This is a genomic window from Vibrio sp. (genome assembly GCF_050299255.1).
In the GTDB taxonomy this organism is placed as follows: Bacteria; Pseudomonadota; Gammaproteobacteria; order Enterobacterales; family Vibrionaceae; genus Vibrio.
On the sequence record NZ_JBNKVP010000019.1, the window covers coordinates 1 to 13,413 of the forward strand.

Annotated in this window: 14 protein-coding genes and 1 pseudogene; 5 read left to right on the forward strand and 10 right to left on the reverse strand. The window is 50.2% G+C overall.

The genetic code is table 11. The features are described 5' to 3' along the window. The 3 genes and pseudogenes from ACQY6F_RS07570 to ACQY6F_RS07580 form a co-directional block, all read right to left on the reverse strand. Nucleotides 1-574 (reverse strand): annotated as a pseudogene (locus ACQY6F_RS07570) (ABC transporter permease); the annotation flags it as partial. Next, complete coding sequence (locus ACQY6F_RS07575) at nucleotides 555-1,226, reverse strand: ABC transporter ATP-binding protein (RefSeq protein WP_428773370.1); 672 nt, start codon at nucleotides 1,224-1,226, stop codon at nucleotides 555-557. The pseudogene ACQY6F_RS07570 and the gene ACQY6F_RS07575, both read right to left, overlap by 20 nt. Before the next feature lie 141 nt (nucleotides 1,227-1,367). After that, entirely contained in the window at nucleotides 1,368-2,744 is a 1,377-nt protein-coding gene (locus ACQY6F_RS07580) for an MATE family efflux transporter (protein WP_428773371.1), read from the reverse strand. A gap of 106 nt (nucleotides 2,745-2,850) precedes the next feature. Here ACQY6F_RS07580 and ACQY6F_RS07585 point away from each other — a divergent pair, with 106 nt between their 5' ends. Then, on the forward strand, nucleotides 2,851-4,317 hold the full coding sequence (locus tag ACQY6F_RS07585) for a DUF2867 domain-containing protein (protein ID WP_428773372.1): 1,467 nt from the start codon (nucleotides 2,851-2,853) through the stop codon (nucleotides 4,315-4,317). On the opposite strand, the gene ACQY6F_RS07590 is transcribed toward ACQY6F_RS07585, so the two are convergent. From ACQY6F_RS07590 to rsuA, 3 genes are all read right to left on the reverse strand, one after another. Further along, nucleotides 4,225-4,932 carry a DUF2913 family protein gene (locus ACQY6F_RS07590; protein WP_428773374.1) on the reverse strand — a complete coding sequence of 236 codons (708 nt, stop codon included), beginning with the start codon at nucleotides 4,930-4,932 and terminating at the stop codon, nucleotides 4,225-4,227. The two genes, ACQY6F_RS07585 and ACQY6F_RS07590, sit on opposite strands and share 93 nt — an antisense overlap. Then, complete coding sequence (locus ACQY6F_RS07595) at nucleotides 4,932-6,149, reverse strand: Bcr/CflA family multidrug efflux MFS transporter (RefSeq protein ID WP_428773375.1); 1,218 nt, start codon at nucleotides 6,147-6,149, stop codon at nucleotides 4,932-4,934. The genes ACQY6F_RS07590 and ACQY6F_RS07595 overlap by 1 nt, the downstream gene beginning before the upstream one ends. 165 nt (nucleotides 6,150-6,314) lie before the next feature. After that, nucleotides 6,315-7,013 (reverse strand): 16S rRNA pseudouridine(516) synthase RsuA, encoded by a 699-nt coding sequence (gene rsuA / locus ACQY6F_RS07600; RefSeq protein WP_428773376.1) that lies wholly within the window; start codon nucleotides 7,011-7,013, stop codon nucleotides 6,315-6,317. Between the two features lie 73 nt (nucleotides 7,014-7,086). On the opposite strand from rsuA, the gene ACQY6F_RS07605 reads away from it, so the two are divergent. Both ACQY6F_RS07605 and rplY read left to right on the forward strand, forming a co-directional pair. Then, entirely contained in the window at nucleotides 7,087-8,826 is a 1,740-nt protein-coding gene (locus ACQY6F_RS07605) for a DEAD/DEAH box helicase (RefSeq protein ID WP_428773378.1), read from the forward strand. A 173-nt stretch (nucleotides 8,827-8,999) separates the two neighbouring features. Next, the gene (gene rplY, locus ACQY6F_RS07610; RefSeq protein WP_428773380.1) at nucleotides 9,000-9,278 is read left to right on the forward strand and encodes a 50S ribosomal protein L25; all 279 of its coding nucleotides are present in this window, start codon (nucleotides 9,000-9,002) and stop codon (nucleotides 9,276-9,278) included. Between the two features lie 193 nt (nucleotides 9,279-9,471). On the opposite strand, the gene ACQY6F_RS07615 is transcribed toward rplY, so the two are convergent. Next, complete coding sequence (locus tag ACQY6F_RS07615) at nucleotides 9,472-9,816, reverse strand: PilZ domain-containing protein (RefSeq protein WP_428773382.1); 345 nt, start codon at nucleotides 9,814-9,816, stop codon at nucleotides 9,472-9,474. Nucleotides 9,817-10,410: 594 nt separating this feature from the next. On the opposite strand from ACQY6F_RS07615, the gene ACQY6F_RS07620 reads away from it, so the two are divergent. Next, nucleotides 10,411-10,632, forward strand: coding sequence for a hypothetical protein (locus tag ACQY6F_RS07620; protein ID WP_428773384.1), 222 nt, complete (start codon nucleotides 10,411-10,413; stop codon nucleotides 10,630-10,632). Nucleotides 10,633-10,688: 56 nt separating this feature from the next. Here ACQY6F_RS07620 and ACQY6F_RS07625 read toward each other — a convergent pair whose 3' ends face one another. Further along, nucleotides 10,689-10,940 carry a DUF1289 domain-containing protein gene (locus ACQY6F_RS07625; protein ID WP_428773385.1) on the reverse strand — a complete coding sequence of 84 codons (252 nt, stop codon included), beginning with the start codon at nucleotides 10,938-10,940 and terminating at the stop codon, nucleotides 10,689-10,691. A gap of 228 nt (nucleotides 10,941-11,168) precedes the next feature. Here ACQY6F_RS07625 and ACQY6F_RS07630 point away from each other — a divergent pair, with 228 nt between their 5' ends. Next, complete coding sequence (locus ACQY6F_RS07630) at nucleotides 11,169-11,615, forward strand: META domain-containing protein (protein WP_428773387.1); 447 nt, start codon at nucleotides 11,169-11,171, stop codon at nucleotides 11,613-11,615. An 85-nt stretch (nucleotides 11,616-11,700) separates the two neighbouring features. On the opposite strand, the gene ACQY6F_RS07635 is transcribed toward ACQY6F_RS07630, so the two are convergent. Then, on the reverse strand, nucleotides 11,701-12,645 hold the full coding sequence (locus ACQY6F_RS07635) for a class I SAM-dependent methyltransferase (RefSeq protein WP_428773389.1): 945 nt from the start codon (nucleotides 12,643-12,645) through the stop codon (nucleotides 11,701-11,703). A 25-nt stretch (nucleotides 12,646-12,670) separates the two neighbouring features. Further along, nucleotides 12,671-13,372 (reverse strand): TIGR01621 family pseudouridine synthase, encoded by a 702-nt coding sequence (locus tag ACQY6F_RS07640; RefSeq protein ID WP_428773391.1) that lies wholly within the window; start codon nucleotides 13,370-13,372, stop codon nucleotides 12,671-12,673. Nucleotides 13,373-13,413: the final 41 nt, after the last annotated feature.

The following is a 13,413-nucleotide window of genomic DNA, read 5'->3' on the forward strand; positions in this document are numbered from 1 at the left end:
GATCCAGTTGGCGCACTAAGGCAATATCGGCCAACAATCGCGGCCCGGTTACAATACCACGACGCTCTACCAGTAGCGGGCCAATTTTCGCTCCGCTCGATAACTCTACGAAATCGCCACTTCGCCAACGCATATGTTTGGCTAACGCGGCGCTGACCAGAACCGGATACGGGGGTTGGGTTAAATCCAGCGAAGCCATACTGCTCATTAACGACGATGAGCTGAGCGTCATTAATGCCACCGGATCAAAACCGACTAGAGTCAGCTCATTGCCGTTAGCGGGAGTAATGGTGGTGTTGGAAAATGGGACGCACTGACTGAATCCTTCTCGCCTGAGTTGAATGTACAGGCCTTGAGGAATTTTGTTCGAGCTGTATTTAGGAAGAATACGATAGGGAAGCGGATTAAAAAACAGCTTCTCACCATGCTCATAAGCAGACAGGGCATGGTTATTAATTGCGGTCACGCCAACCAGGGTCGTCACCCCAAGGGTGAGCCCCAACCAAACCAACAGGATCTGGAACGGGTAGCGTTTGTAGTGGCCAAGCAGCGCTTTAACTACGGGCCACGACATGCAGCAGTCCCCCTTGAAGACGAATCTTACCCTGCATATGTTCAGCAACTTTTTCACTGTGAGTCACCAGCAGCAAGGTACAGTTAAGCGGCTTGGCCAAAGAGGTCAGCAGGCGCATTACCGCTTCGGCATTGCGCTCATCCAGGCTACCGGTAGGTTCATCCGCCAGTAATATCTTAGGTTCCATATACAGCGCCCGCGCGATCGCCGCACGTTGCTGCTGGCCACCGGACACTTCTTCGGGGTAACGCCCTAGCAGTGGCATCAAATCTAAGGCAGATATAATTTGCCGCCACAATTCTGCATCTTCTGGCAGGCCTTTCAGTTGGCGACAAAAGCGAATGTTGTCCGCTACGTTCAGGGTAGGAACCAGGTTAAACTGCTGGAATATCAGACCGATATTGTTACGTCTGTATGCGGTGCGCTTTCTTTCAGGAATATCGTGCATTGGGAAGCCCGGAAACCAGATTTCTCCGGAATCAACGGTATCTAACCCGGCAATCAGGTTCAACAGGGTACTTTTACCTGAGCCGCTCTCCCCCATCAAGGCGATCTGATCTCCCTGCTTTAACGACAGTTCTGCGCCCTGTAATACCGGATGAAACTCTCCGCCATCTACATAGCCTTTGCACAAGTCGTTAATTTGTAGCATCCATCGCCTCGTAAATATTCAGATTCGGGGAGTGAATCTACACTAAAACAGCACGCGTAGGAAGTAATTTGCAATCTGGATCACAAAATACGCACCTATAAGCATAGCGCATTTTCTATCCTTCAGTTTTATATGACTTTTTCACCCTTCTATCAGATTACGAATCCATTTTTTGCTGCGCAATCGATAGATAGAGCCAATCCATTTGATCCCCTCTTCGGTCAGGAATAACAGGTAGATAATTTCCGGCGGCCATCCCAGGCCAATTGCGGCAAAAGCCGCCAAAGGAATGCCAACCAGCCATTGGGAAAAAACGTCCTGATAGAGACAAAATTTCACGTCACCACCGGCTCTCAACACGCCAACGATTAACATCATCGGTACGGCACGCAGAACGATACCCACGCTGAGTATGGCAATAAATTTTTCAGATAACGCTCTGGTTTGCGGACTCAGCGCGCTGAACGCATCCAGAATCCAACCCTGACAAAGCATCAGTAGCAACGCGATAATCAGTGACAGGATAAAGTTCAGACCGGTGATCCCGACTGCCTGGTAATACACCGCCTGGTAATTGCGGGCCCCAATCTGGTTACCGACCAATACGGCCGCCGCACTGGAAAGCCCTATCATGAACGCCAGTGCCATCGATTCGACCGGCGTCATCACGGACAGAGCCGCCAGGCCTTCCACGCCGGACTGGCCCATAATGGCGTGATAAACAAATAATCCGCCCGCCCAGGCGAGGAAGTTAAACGTGGTCGGCAGCGAGAGTTTGAGAAATCGCACCAGTTTCTGCCAGACCAGAATCGCCCGAATATCAGCCAGGTTAAAGGCCAGCAGATGTTGCATGGCATACAGATAACCATATAAACAACCGACTTCTGTAGCCCCACTGATCACAGTCGCGATTGCGGCCCCCTGAATTCCCAGTTTAGGCGCCCCCCAATGGCCAAAGATAAGCAGCCAGTTGAGAAAAATGTTGGTCAGAATGCCAATTCCGCTAAAGAAAGTACTCAAGCCAGGCCGGTGCATTGCTCTAAGCCCGACTGAAGCGCTGGCGATACAGGCAACCGCAAACATACTCACCGAGGTGATCACCAGATACTGGCTACCAAGCGCATTGACCTGGGCAGAATCGGTGGTCAGTGCCATAATTTCGCTTGGAAAGGTAACAAACAGAATAACGGTAAACAGAGCAAACAACATGGCCACCAGCCAGGTCAAAGCGGTGCTCTCCCTCACCCCTTGCTGGTTCGCGGCTCCCCAGTACTGAGCCGTCAGCAGCGCCCCTGCGGTGGTGACGCCAACCAGCATGATGGTCGTAACAAAGGTAGCCCGCGCCGCGACACCCACTGCGGCGATTTCTGCTTCACCCAGTTGCCCTAACATCAGTACATCGACCAGACCGCGGCTGGAAAACATCATGCTTTGTAAGGTGATCGGCAGAGCGATGGTGATCAATCGTTTTAAGTAAGGCCCGTCCATGTAATGGCGTATTTGCTCAAATAGGGTCAAAGCGGCTCCTTGTGGAAACAAGATGTTGATTGAATGAGGAAAATTTGCTCAAGCTAGTATACGATGATTATCTGCACAGTCGCCAGACTAAACAAAAGGGGTCGAGATGAAAAAAGTGCTGGTACTCGGAGCATCAGGCTACGTCGGTTCTCAGTTACTGCCTAAGTTGCTGGAGCTAGGTTACCTGGTCACCGCCGCTGCACGGCAGATAGACTATTTACGCGCACGTGTCACTGCCCACCCCAACCTTACAATTTGCTATCTGGACCTGGCCGAACGAGAGGCAACGGTAGAGTTAGTGCGCGATTTTGATTTGGTCTATTTCTTGGTGCACGGCATGAGCGAAGGCCATGATTTTGTCAATTACGAACTATCGCTGGCAGAAAACTTTCGCGAAGCACTGCTGCATAGTCAGGTTAAGCACGTCATTTACCTCAGCGCACTACAACCACAAACGGGCAACTCCCAACACCTTATGGCGCGCAAAAAGACAGGCGAAGTAATACGTCAGACACCGATACCCATCACTGAACTGAGAGCCGGCGTGATCATTGGCCCCGGTTCAGCCGCATTCGAAATCATGCGGGATTTTGTTTATCATTTACCGGTGCTGATTACGCCTCAATCGGTCGACACCAAAGCCAACCCGATAGCGCTGGAAAATCTTGATCACTATCTGCTGCAATTGGCCCAAGCGGAGCCGCACGAACATCGCGTGTTCGAAGTCGGAGGCCCGGATATCATGACCTACCGGCAACAGTTTAAAATCATTTGCCAAGCGGCAGGTAAGCCATATCGACTGGTGTCCACCCCGTTACTGACCGCCAAACTGGCCTCACACTGGCTTGGGATGATCACTTCGGTCCCCTCAACAATAGGTTCTGCCTTACTGGCAGGACTGGAGCACGACTTCATCGCCGATGCCAGTGAGATTCGTCAGTTGTATCCACAAAAACTCATCGGTTATCGTGAGATGGTAGCCAGTGCAATAGCTGCGGAAGGCGAGTTTGTGCGCAGTAACGTCTGGGGCTTTGAGCCGGCAGCGCTGAAGCGCTGGCAGCCGGGCTATGGCTATTACGCTAAAAAAGCCGGTGCATCGATTCGGACAGAGTTAACCGCAGAGCAGCTTTGGCAGGTGGTGCAGACCATTGGTAGTCCGAAAGAGGGCTATTTCTTTGCCAATTACCTGTGGCGGACCCGTGAATGGTTGGATGTGTTATTTGGCGCCGGAAGGCCGATTCGACAGTCGCCCTCTTCTCCCCAGTTGCAAGTCGGCGATTTTATCGATTCCTGGAAAGTGATCCGCTGTGAACAGAACCACTTCTTATCGCTGCTGTTTGGTATGAAAGGCCCTGGCCTGGGGCGTCTGGAACTGACTATCCATGACCATGGCAGTGAACGGGAACTGGACATCACCGCCTGGTGGCACCCGCAAGGGTTTCTGGGGCTACTTTACTGGTATGCCATGATGCCGGCGCATCTATTTATTTTTCGCGGCATGGTTCGCGCTATCGTGCGCAAAGCCAAGGGGAATCTCAGCCAGAAATTCACCCCGGTTAGCCGGGAAGATTAAGTACTCGCCATGATATTTGAGGTTGGACTTGTATGCGGTAACTTTATGCACCATAAATCCAGCCTGAAACGCCAACTCGATAAACTGATTGTGATTACCACGAACAAACCAGCTCATCGGCTCAACCAGAATACTGCCATCGAAGCAGCTCTCGCACTGGTTAGCACATAACGCCAGCGAGTTTTGCCCCTCAGTAAACAGCTGAACTTTTCCGGCACCGACGATCGGCTCGGAGGTACTGACTTCCCAGCCCGCCTGTTCCATCTGATCCAAGAAGGTTTCGATATCAGAGTCTGTGATTGGATCACATTGCTCAGCATCAGCAACAAAGTGGCGGTAAAAAGCACTGATACGTTCAAATATCCGTTGCAGTGCAGCATCGTTGCCTTTTGAACGGCCGCTCTTCTGCCAGCGGGTCAGGTCATCACCGACGCAACGGTGAAAATTCTGACTCTTAAGGGCCTTGGTAACCCAACGCAGCAAAAACAGATTGTTCGCTACAGGGGCATCCACCAGTTTGCCACTACGGTGCTGCTGAGCCAGTTCTTCCAGAGCGCTGTTGACCAGACGCTGAATTTCTTTTGTGTATTGAGCTTGCTGAGCTTCGAGTGTCATTATGCGTTTCTTCCAAATTTCCAATAAAAACCAGCTGAGAGTACCGAACAAGCCGACATGACCACAATCATCGGCCAGGCGACGCCGGCAGGCATCATAGCGACCACCGCGCCCACCAGCGAGCCGGTACCAAATCTTAATGTCCCTGCCAGCGACGAGGCAGTCCCCGCCATGGTCGGATAGCCGCTTAACAGCAGCCCCATAGAGTTACTGCCGATGGTCGACAAGGTGCCGATGAACATCACCACAAAAGGTACCGTTCCCCACAAGCCCATGTCCAGCAACCAGGTAACAAACAGCCCCAGTCCGGCCAGCAATTGTACCGTCAGGCCAAAACGCAACATGGCGTGGGAGCCGACTTTACGGACCAGACGGCTGTTTATACTGGTCATAATAATCATGGCGACGATATTCAGGCCAAAGAGATAGCCAAATTGTTCCGGACGGACACCATAAATATCGATGTACACAAATGAGCCGGCAGTCAGAAAGGCAAACATACCGGAAAAAGAAAAAGCACTGGATAAAATCAGGCCGATCGCAACCGGGCTGCGAAACAGGCGAACGTAATTGCGCAGTGTGGTGCCGACCCTGAGTGGTTGACGATTGTCCACACTCAGGGTTTCCGGGATTTTCCAGAAGATCAAACCAATCACTACCAGGGCAAACAGAGCCAGCACCCAAAAGATTGAACGCCAGCCAAACCAGACGGCCAGGTGGCCACCAATCATAGGTGCCAATAAAGGAGCAATGGTGATAACCAGAGTAACGAATGACATCGCACGGGCGAAGTCTTCTCTATCGAACATATCGCGAACGACCGCTTGAATCACTACGGCCGCTGCTGCGCCGGCAAATCCTTGCGCGGCCCGGACCCAGGTTAATGCTTCTATTCCTTGAGTGGTGGCACTGACTACCGCGGCCGCGGCAAACAACACGATTCCGACCAGTAGCACCGGCCGGCGGCCATAACTGTCTGCCAGAGGGCCGTGTAAAAGTTGACCGATGGCAAATCCGGCGGTATAAGCGGTCAATGTAATCTGTACATCACCTGCCTGCACACCCAATTCTTTGGCAATAGACGGCATCGCCGGCAGATACATGTCGATCGCCAGCGGCGTTAACGCGCCGATGGCACCTAACACGATAAACATTAATATTGAAATAGTCGCGACTTGTTGAGGGTCTGAACGTTGTTCGATAGTACCTTTAGTCATATCACTCCTTGTTGTCGGTTGAAGCGGCCGCGTATTGTGCCACCTCAGGTAAATGATGCGGAACTCAGACGGGCCAACGGAATGTAAATTCTGGCCAGAATTATAGTGTGGACATTGATGCGCGGCATTTTAGATTATGTAAACTGCCGCACTATTGAGTGCAGATTACCAGACTGAGTCGACTTCATCCTGAGTGAGATAACGGTATTCACCCGGCTCTAGTGCATCATCCAGTTCAATGTGACCGATTCGCTCACGGTGTAACTGCTCTACCTTGTTACCAAGTGCGGCAAACATGCGTTTAACCTGGTGGTATTTACCTTCACATATGGTCAGCAATACTTCGTTCTGCTCCGGATCCACTACCTCAAGTTTTGCCGGTAAAGTCAGCTCTCTTTCGTTGCGCAGTTCGATGCCTTCGGCAAAACGGGCCACGTAGTCGTCTCCAATCGGGTCCGCTAACCAGACCCGATAAGTTTTGTCGCACTTATGCTTGGGCGAGGTGATTCTGTGTGACCATTGACCATCATCGGTAATTAATACCAGTCCGGTGGTATCAACATCCAGTCTACCGGCAAAGTGCAAATCGTCCATCTTTACTTCATCCAGCAGAACAAATGCTGTGTGGTTGAATCCATCTTCGTGGGAGCAGACAAAGCCTTCTGGCTTGAACAACATGATGTACCTGGGGCCAGGCTTAGCCAGTGTTCGCCCCTGCCACTCCACACAACAAGAGTCGGAAACTTTGTAAGCACCGCTTTTTTGTACCAGGTCATTAACGGTTACGTCGCCACTTTTGAGGATTTTTGTGGCCTCTTTGCGTGTCGCTCCGAGCGCGTCACACAGAAATTTGTCTAGTCGCATTGATACCTCTTCGCTGTAGAGTCAGGTATTATAATCGGCCGGACAAAATAAGTTGAGCTATTTCACATAATTTATGTATTCACTGCGCCCATATCAAGTCGACTCGGTAAAAGCTGTCATTCAATATTTTCGAACCAGCAGTGAACCGGCGGTCATTGTGCTGCCGACCGGTGCCGGCAAAAGCCTGGTGATTGCGGAACTGGCTCGGTTAGCTAAAGGGCGGGTTCTGGTGCTGGCCCATGTCAAAGAACTGGTTGAACAAAACCACGCCAAATATGAAGGTTATGGTCTGTCCGGTTCGATATTTTCTGCCGGCCTGGGAAGAAAAGAAACGGAGCAACAGGTGGTGTTTGCTTCAGTGCAGTCTGTAGTACGCAACCTGGAGGCGTTTCGCAATCAGTTTTCACTGCTGGTGATCGACGAATGTCACCGGGTTCCAGAAGACAAAAACAGCAGCTACCAGAAAGTGATCTCTCACCTGAAGCAGCTTAACCCGGGTCTGAAAATTCTTGGCTTAACCGCCACCCCTTACCGTCTCGGTATCGGCTGGATATATCAGTATCACACCCGAGGTCAGGTACGCAGCGAAACCGAGCGCTTCTTCCGAGACTGTATCTTTGAGTTACCTATCCACTACCTGCTGGACGAACAGTTTCTTACCCCTGCCAGATTGCTGGATGCGCCGGTGCTCAGCTATGATTTTTCGCAATTGAAACCGGCGTCTACCGGACGCTACAAAGAATCCGAGCTGGATCAGGTGATCGATAACGCCAAGCGCGCCACCCCGCAGATCACTCAACAGATAGTGACATTGTCACAGGATAAGCGTGGTGTGATGATCTTTGCCGCAACCGTGCGCCATGCTAAAGAGATCCTTGGCCTGTTGCCAAACGGGGCAGCCGAACTGGTAATTGGCGATACTGACAACAAAGAACGGGCGCGCATTATCGAAGCATTTAAACAGCAGCAGATAAAATATCTGGTTAACGTTTCAGTGCTGACCACCGGCTTTGATGCCCCGCATGTGGATTTGATCGCCATCCTTCGCCCAACGGAATCGGTCAGTTTGTATCAGCAAATTATCGGCCGTGGCCTGCGTCTTTCACCCGGCAAGCATGAGTGCCTGGTGCTGGATTATGCCGGAAACAGTTACGACTTGTATCAGCCGGAAATCGGCCAAACCAAACCCAATGCCGACAGCGAAATCATCACCATCCCCTGCCCGGCCTGCGGCTTTAACAATAACTTCTGGGGTAAACTGGATGCCAACGGTTTCCTGATTGAGCACTACGGAAGGCGTTGCCAGGGCTATTTTACCGATGATGAAAGCGGGGAACGGGAACATTGTAACTACCGCTTCCGGGCAAAATTTTGCGCCGACTGCGGCGCTGACAACGACATTGCTGCACGCATCTGCCACGAATGTGATGCTACCTTGGTTGACCCGGATAAGAAGCTTAAGCAGGCCCTGAGTCTGAAAGATGCGCTGGTATTTCAGTGTCACGACATGAACTTATCGGTCCACAAAGCGGAATCGGGCAAATCGGTACTTAAAGTGACTTATCGGGGCGAGAATGATGCCCAGGTACACGAATTCTGGACACTCAACACTCCGGGGCAGAAACGGCGCTTTCAGCAGCAGTTTGTGCGCCCCCACCTGGCTGACCGGCACCGTGCGTTTGATTTTGCCAGTCCACACCGGGTGACTGAACACCAGCACAGATTCCGTCCGCCTGAGTTTGTTATCGCCCGCAAACAAGGCCGATTCTGGACCCTGAGAGACAAAATATTTGCCGATGAACTCACTGGCTAAAAGTCCCCCCAACAGGATGAAATGCCCCAGAATTGTGTTGCTCAAACCCAGAGACAATGATAGTATCCGCGCTCGCTTTGGCAGTATCTTCTAAAATAGTGCCGGGCTTTACCACGACATCAAGGTCGCATTGATGCCGTGATGTTATATTTCTAATTTTGAGAGTAAATACTATGAAATTTGAAGCAGTAGTACGTACTGAACTAGGTAAAGGTGCGAGCCGCCGCCTACGTCTTGCTGGTCAATTCCCTGCTATCGTTTACGGTGGCGAAGCAGCTCCAGTATCTATCGCGCTTAACCACGACGACGTGATCAACCAAATGGACAAGCCTGAATTCTACGAAGGCCTGGTTCTGCTGATCAACGGCGAAGAAGTAAAAGTTAAGCCACAAGACGTTCAACGCCACGCGTTTAAGCCAAAAGTTGAGCACATGGACTTCATCCGCATCTAATTCCCCTTACCAGGAATTTATTCGGATTTAATCCAGACCTTTTGCATATCAGATTTTCGGCCTTACCAACCGAACAATCGAAAAATTAGAAACCCCAGAGACTTACCACCTCTGGGGTTTCACCTTTTCTGGGCGACCTAGATTGCGTAAAAGCGACTTTACTCCTGTCTGGTAACACCGAATCTGTCTAACTTCAGGCAAAAAAGACCGGATAATTTTGCCGAATGTGGCGCTGCTCAGCCACCATATGCTTGAAACTGGGTCCTTGAGACAGCTTGATCACCACCTCTTGATTGCTCCAGCGCAAAATCTGACCTTCAACGTTAATCTGCGTCTCGTTGTGTAGCTTGAGTATTCCTTTCAACGTCAGGCCACGATACAGAGTCGAGGCAACATTGGCCATTTCCACTCTCAATCCCTGCTCAGAGACTTCACTGACATGATACAAAGCATCTGCAATTTTAACCACGGGACGGGCGCGGCGTGGATATTTCAATCGGTAATACTGTCGTCTCTGCTCTGCAGCGCAAGTCGCCATTGCGATAACTCCATTTACTGCTATATGTGATTCAGTATAGCGAATCGACATTCACTGGTAAAACCAGCGAACTTGGTCATACTGAGGTCTATATTTGGCTATCGGCCACGCGAAACAAAAGTTTAGACCTCATTTAATCAGATAGTTAGAGACATGAGCATGTTAAACTCAGGCAAATAGTGCCAACAGAAAAATCAGCGCAAACATTACCGCAACTATTTTGATCAATGTACCTAACTGCTTGGTGCCACCGTTTGGCGGTTGGTTACAACAACCCATAATATTGCTCCTCTATATTGGCAAGCCTCACTGTAAAGCTTGCCCTTAAGTCAAGGTCAAGCCCTGTCAGAACTTCATGGTTCCCTACATCACCAAGATGAAAAAAGTATGAATTTTTTGTGTCGCGCACATCGCCGCTAGAACGCTACACAATTATCTGGAATATCACGAATTTAAAGATATTGAAATCTTCAAAAAGGCCATTTTTCAACCAGATTAAGGTTAAATATTCTGTCAATTCTCACTATTTGGTTTGACGAACTTGCGGTTGATTTCTAACTTAACTGTTAGTCATCACAACCAGGGGATATTGACATGAAACGCGCTAGCACCACATACCGACTTCAGATGATCAAAGAAGTAGCCACTCGCCAGCAGCGACTTCATTCCAATGACCCCATGGCACACTATATTCAACATCTCCTCGATCAACAGCCAGAAGTGGATAGTCACAGGGAAATGCAACACAATTTTGCCGGCAATCATTTTGACGAACATGTCGGTGGTTGGGTAAGTGACTTCTGGAATATGAAATAGCGCCGGAGATTTTACTGGCGATTAACCAGAATGCCGACGGAAAAGTCGGGTAAGCTTCAGAACAGATCCTGCTGAGGATTATCAGACGCTGCACTGTCGGCATTTTGATTCGCTTTACCCTGAGCCAGTTTACGGCGATAGCGCATTTTGCACAGTTTAATCACGTGCAGCTGTTGCTGCGGGGTCATTTCAAGCCAGTGAAACCGCTCTTCCCGCTTTCGCATACACCCCTTGCAGTAACCTTTTTCATCCACCGAACAAACGCCGATACATGGACTAGGAATGGTGAAAAACTCCAGCTGTTCCATATTACTCCCAACGCTTAACCAATTGATGATGTGTAAACCAAAACATTAACAGTCTGACTTAAGCATAGTAAACTGCTCTCGCCCGGATGACCACGCAACTTACCAGCACCTTTTGCTGTCTATCACACTATACTGACACTAATGCATATCCAATCGCTATACTGTTAGTTGATTTCTCTAGTACTTTACGAAAAGTACTCGGGCATATTTTTATCGGAGTTCAATAATATGAAGCTTAGTTCAAAGACATTCCTGGCCGCAATCATCTTGCCTACTCTACTTAGCGCCTGTGCCTCCCAGCAACAATCTGATGCCGCTATGATCACCGCTCAAGATTTGCAGCATCACAACTGGCAACTGGTCATGATCGATGATGAGGCGTTGGCGTCCGACCCTCGCCAGCAAAAAGCGAGACTGGAAATTGGTGAAAATTTAACGGCTAATGGTAGCGCTGGCTGTAATAACTTCTTTGGTCAGGCTGAGCTGAAAGACAACCAACTGAAGATCGAACGGATGGCCATGACCATGAAGATGTGCCCGCCTGAAGCGATGAAAATTGAGCGTGCGATGGCAGAAACACTGGCGGAATGGGCGACGATTTCACTGAGCCAGGAAATGCTGGTACTGGAAAATGACGCCCACAAGCTCACTTTTAAACTGGACGATCATAAGTAATTATCTAGATTCAAAAAAGGCAGCACCTGTGGCTGCCTATGCTGGAAGCGGATTGACAACGTCGCTACGGCCTCTGATCAAAAAACTAACGGTTATCCTGATTGAACAGCAACACCTTCAGGCTAGCCTCAGAATCGACATCTTCAAATTCAGGCGGGTTATCCAGCCGACCACAGTATTTCAGCTGCGGCGCTTCATTAGCCATTCCCTCGATTAGAAAGTCGCTACTGACACTGGGTGAATTTACGCATGCCATGACCTGACCCTGGTCGGCCAACAGCCCCGGCAGGCGCCGCAAAATTTTCTGGTAATCTTTGGTTAAGGCAAAGCTGCCTTTCTGAAATGACGGTGGATCGATGATGATTAAATCGTAAGGCCCGAAACGGCTGATCTTGCCCCAGGAGCGAAAGATATCGTGGCCTAGAAAGGTCACTTTGGTTAAATCATGCTGATTAAGACGGTGGTTGTCGCGTCCTTTCGCCAGCGATGACTTCGCCATGTCTACGTTAACCACTTTATCAGCACCACCGGCTATCGCGGCTACTGAGAAGCCACAGGTATAGGCAAACAGGTTTAACACCCTTTTGCCCGCTGCATGCTGGCGAACCCAATCCCGCCCGAGACGCATATCCAGGAACAGGCCGTTATTCTGATTGCGGCCGATGTTCAGCTGGTAATTTAACCCTGACTCGACAGCAACGGGGTCCGTATTAAAATCGCCCCACAGAAAGTCGCAAGGCGCCCCGTCCAGAAAACGATATTGCAGCGCTATACTTCTTCCGCCGCACTGCTGCCACTGTTCAGTTTCACTCAAAGCCATTAATCCCTGTTTCAACTCCGACAGAAAGCTTTCTTCGACGGGCTTAAACAACTGCACATATAGCTGTCCCTGTAGCCAGTCACAGGTCAGTTGTTCCAGTCCGGGCCAACGCTGGCCCCGGCCATGAAAAATACGCCGGATTTCATCAGGCACTTCACTCAGTTGCTGGCGGATATGTTGAAAAAAAACCGGTAGTTGCGTCGATTGCATACTGCTCTCTTGTGAATATTCAGGTCTATTTAGTCTGTTTAAGCGTCGGCCACTGTAACAACCAGGGAGTAAGCCACTGATCAATAGCGGTGGAGACCGGCTGCGATTGCCATTTCACCCCAAAATCGCTGACCTGGCGAGGGTCACATACAAATTGAAACCGCTCCCCCTGCCAGTCGAACATAAGCGCAAATGCATGCAGATAGCCCCGGTCAGCTTCCGAGCTGGGATTGTAGATGGGATCCCCCACAATCGCCGAGCCAATAGACTTCAGCGCCACCCGTATTTGATGGGTTTTGCCACTGTAAGGTTTGCAAACAAACAGCCGTTCTCCTGGCTCAGCCGCAGCCGAGAAAAACTGGGTGATGGCCGGATTATCCTGACTGGGCAACAGTTTCCAGCTGGCGCGGCGGCTGCGCTGCATGTCACCAATAACCAACCCCTGCTTTTTCTTCGGCTTTTTGCTGCCAATGGCCAGATAAAACTTGCCGACCTGACGCTGTGCAAATAAGCCCGCCAGCCCCCTGGCCGCGTTGGCACTGCGAGCCAGTAGCAGTAAGCCTGAAGTCATCTTGTCCAGACGATGTACCAGATACAGATTATCTTCACCAAGCTGCTTGGCAACGTCAGACACTAACATAGTGTCACCGTCATCTTTGTGGACAGAAACCCCGGGAAATTTGTTGATCACGACAAAATCGGGGTGGGTATAAATTATCTGGTACATGGTTAGACTCCAAGCGCTTCGCGCCCAGTATACGGATTCTG

Bases quoted from the DNA above. Each gene is read 5' to 3' on its own strand.
- ACQY6F_RS07620 (WP_428773384.1), top strand. From the start codon at position 10,411: ATGAAACGCGCTAGCACCACATACCGACTTCAGATGATCAAAGAAGTA.
- ACQY6F_RS07590 (WP_428773374.1), bottom strand. From the start codon at position 4,932: ATGACACTCGAAGCTCAGCAAGCTCAATACACAAAAGAAATTCAGCGT.
- ACQY6F_RS07595 (WP_428773375.1), bottom strand. From the start codon at position 6,149: ATGACTAAAGGTACTATCGAACAACGTTCAGACCCTCAACAAGTCGCG.
- ACQY6F_RS07605 (WP_428773378.1), top strand. From the start codon at position 7,087: ATGTATTCACTGCGCCCATATCAAGTCGACTCGGTAAAAGCTGTCATT.
- ACQY6F_RS07585 (WP_428773372.1), top strand. From the start codon at position 2,851: ATGAAAAAAGTGCTGGTACTCGGAGCATCAGGCTACGTCGGTTCTCAG.
- ACQY6F_RS07625 (WP_428773385.1), bottom strand. From the start codon at position 10,940: ATGGAACAGCTGGAGTTTTTCACCATTCCTAGTCCATGTATCGGCGTT.
- ACQY6F_RS07635 (WP_428773389.1), bottom strand. From the start codon at position 12,645: ATGCAATCGACGCAACTACCGGTTTTTTTTCAACATATCCGCCAGCAA.
- rsuA (WP_428773376.1), bottom strand. From the start codon at position 7,013: ATGCGACTAGACAAATTTCTGTGTGACGCGCTCGGAGCGACACGCAAA.
- rplY (WP_428773380.1), top strand. From the start codon at position 9,000: ATGAAATTTGAAGCAGTAGTACGTACTGAACTAGGTAAAGGTGCGAGC.
- ACQY6F_RS07640 (WP_428773391.1), bottom strand. From the start codon at position 13,372: ATGTACCAGATAATTTATACCCACCCCGATTTTGTCGTGATCAACAAA.
- ACQY6F_RS07615 (WP_428773382.1), bottom strand. From the start codon at position 9,816: ATGGCGACTTGCGCTGCAGAGCAGAGACGACAGTATTACCGATTGAAA.
- ACQY6F_RS07575 (WP_428773370.1), bottom strand. From the start codon at position 1,226: ATGCTACAAATTAACGACTTGTGCAAAGGCTATGTAGATGGCGGAGAG.
- ACQY6F_RS07630 (WP_428773387.1), top strand. From the start codon at position 11,169: ATGAAGCTTAGTTCAAAGACATTCCTGGCCGCAATCATCTTGCCTACT.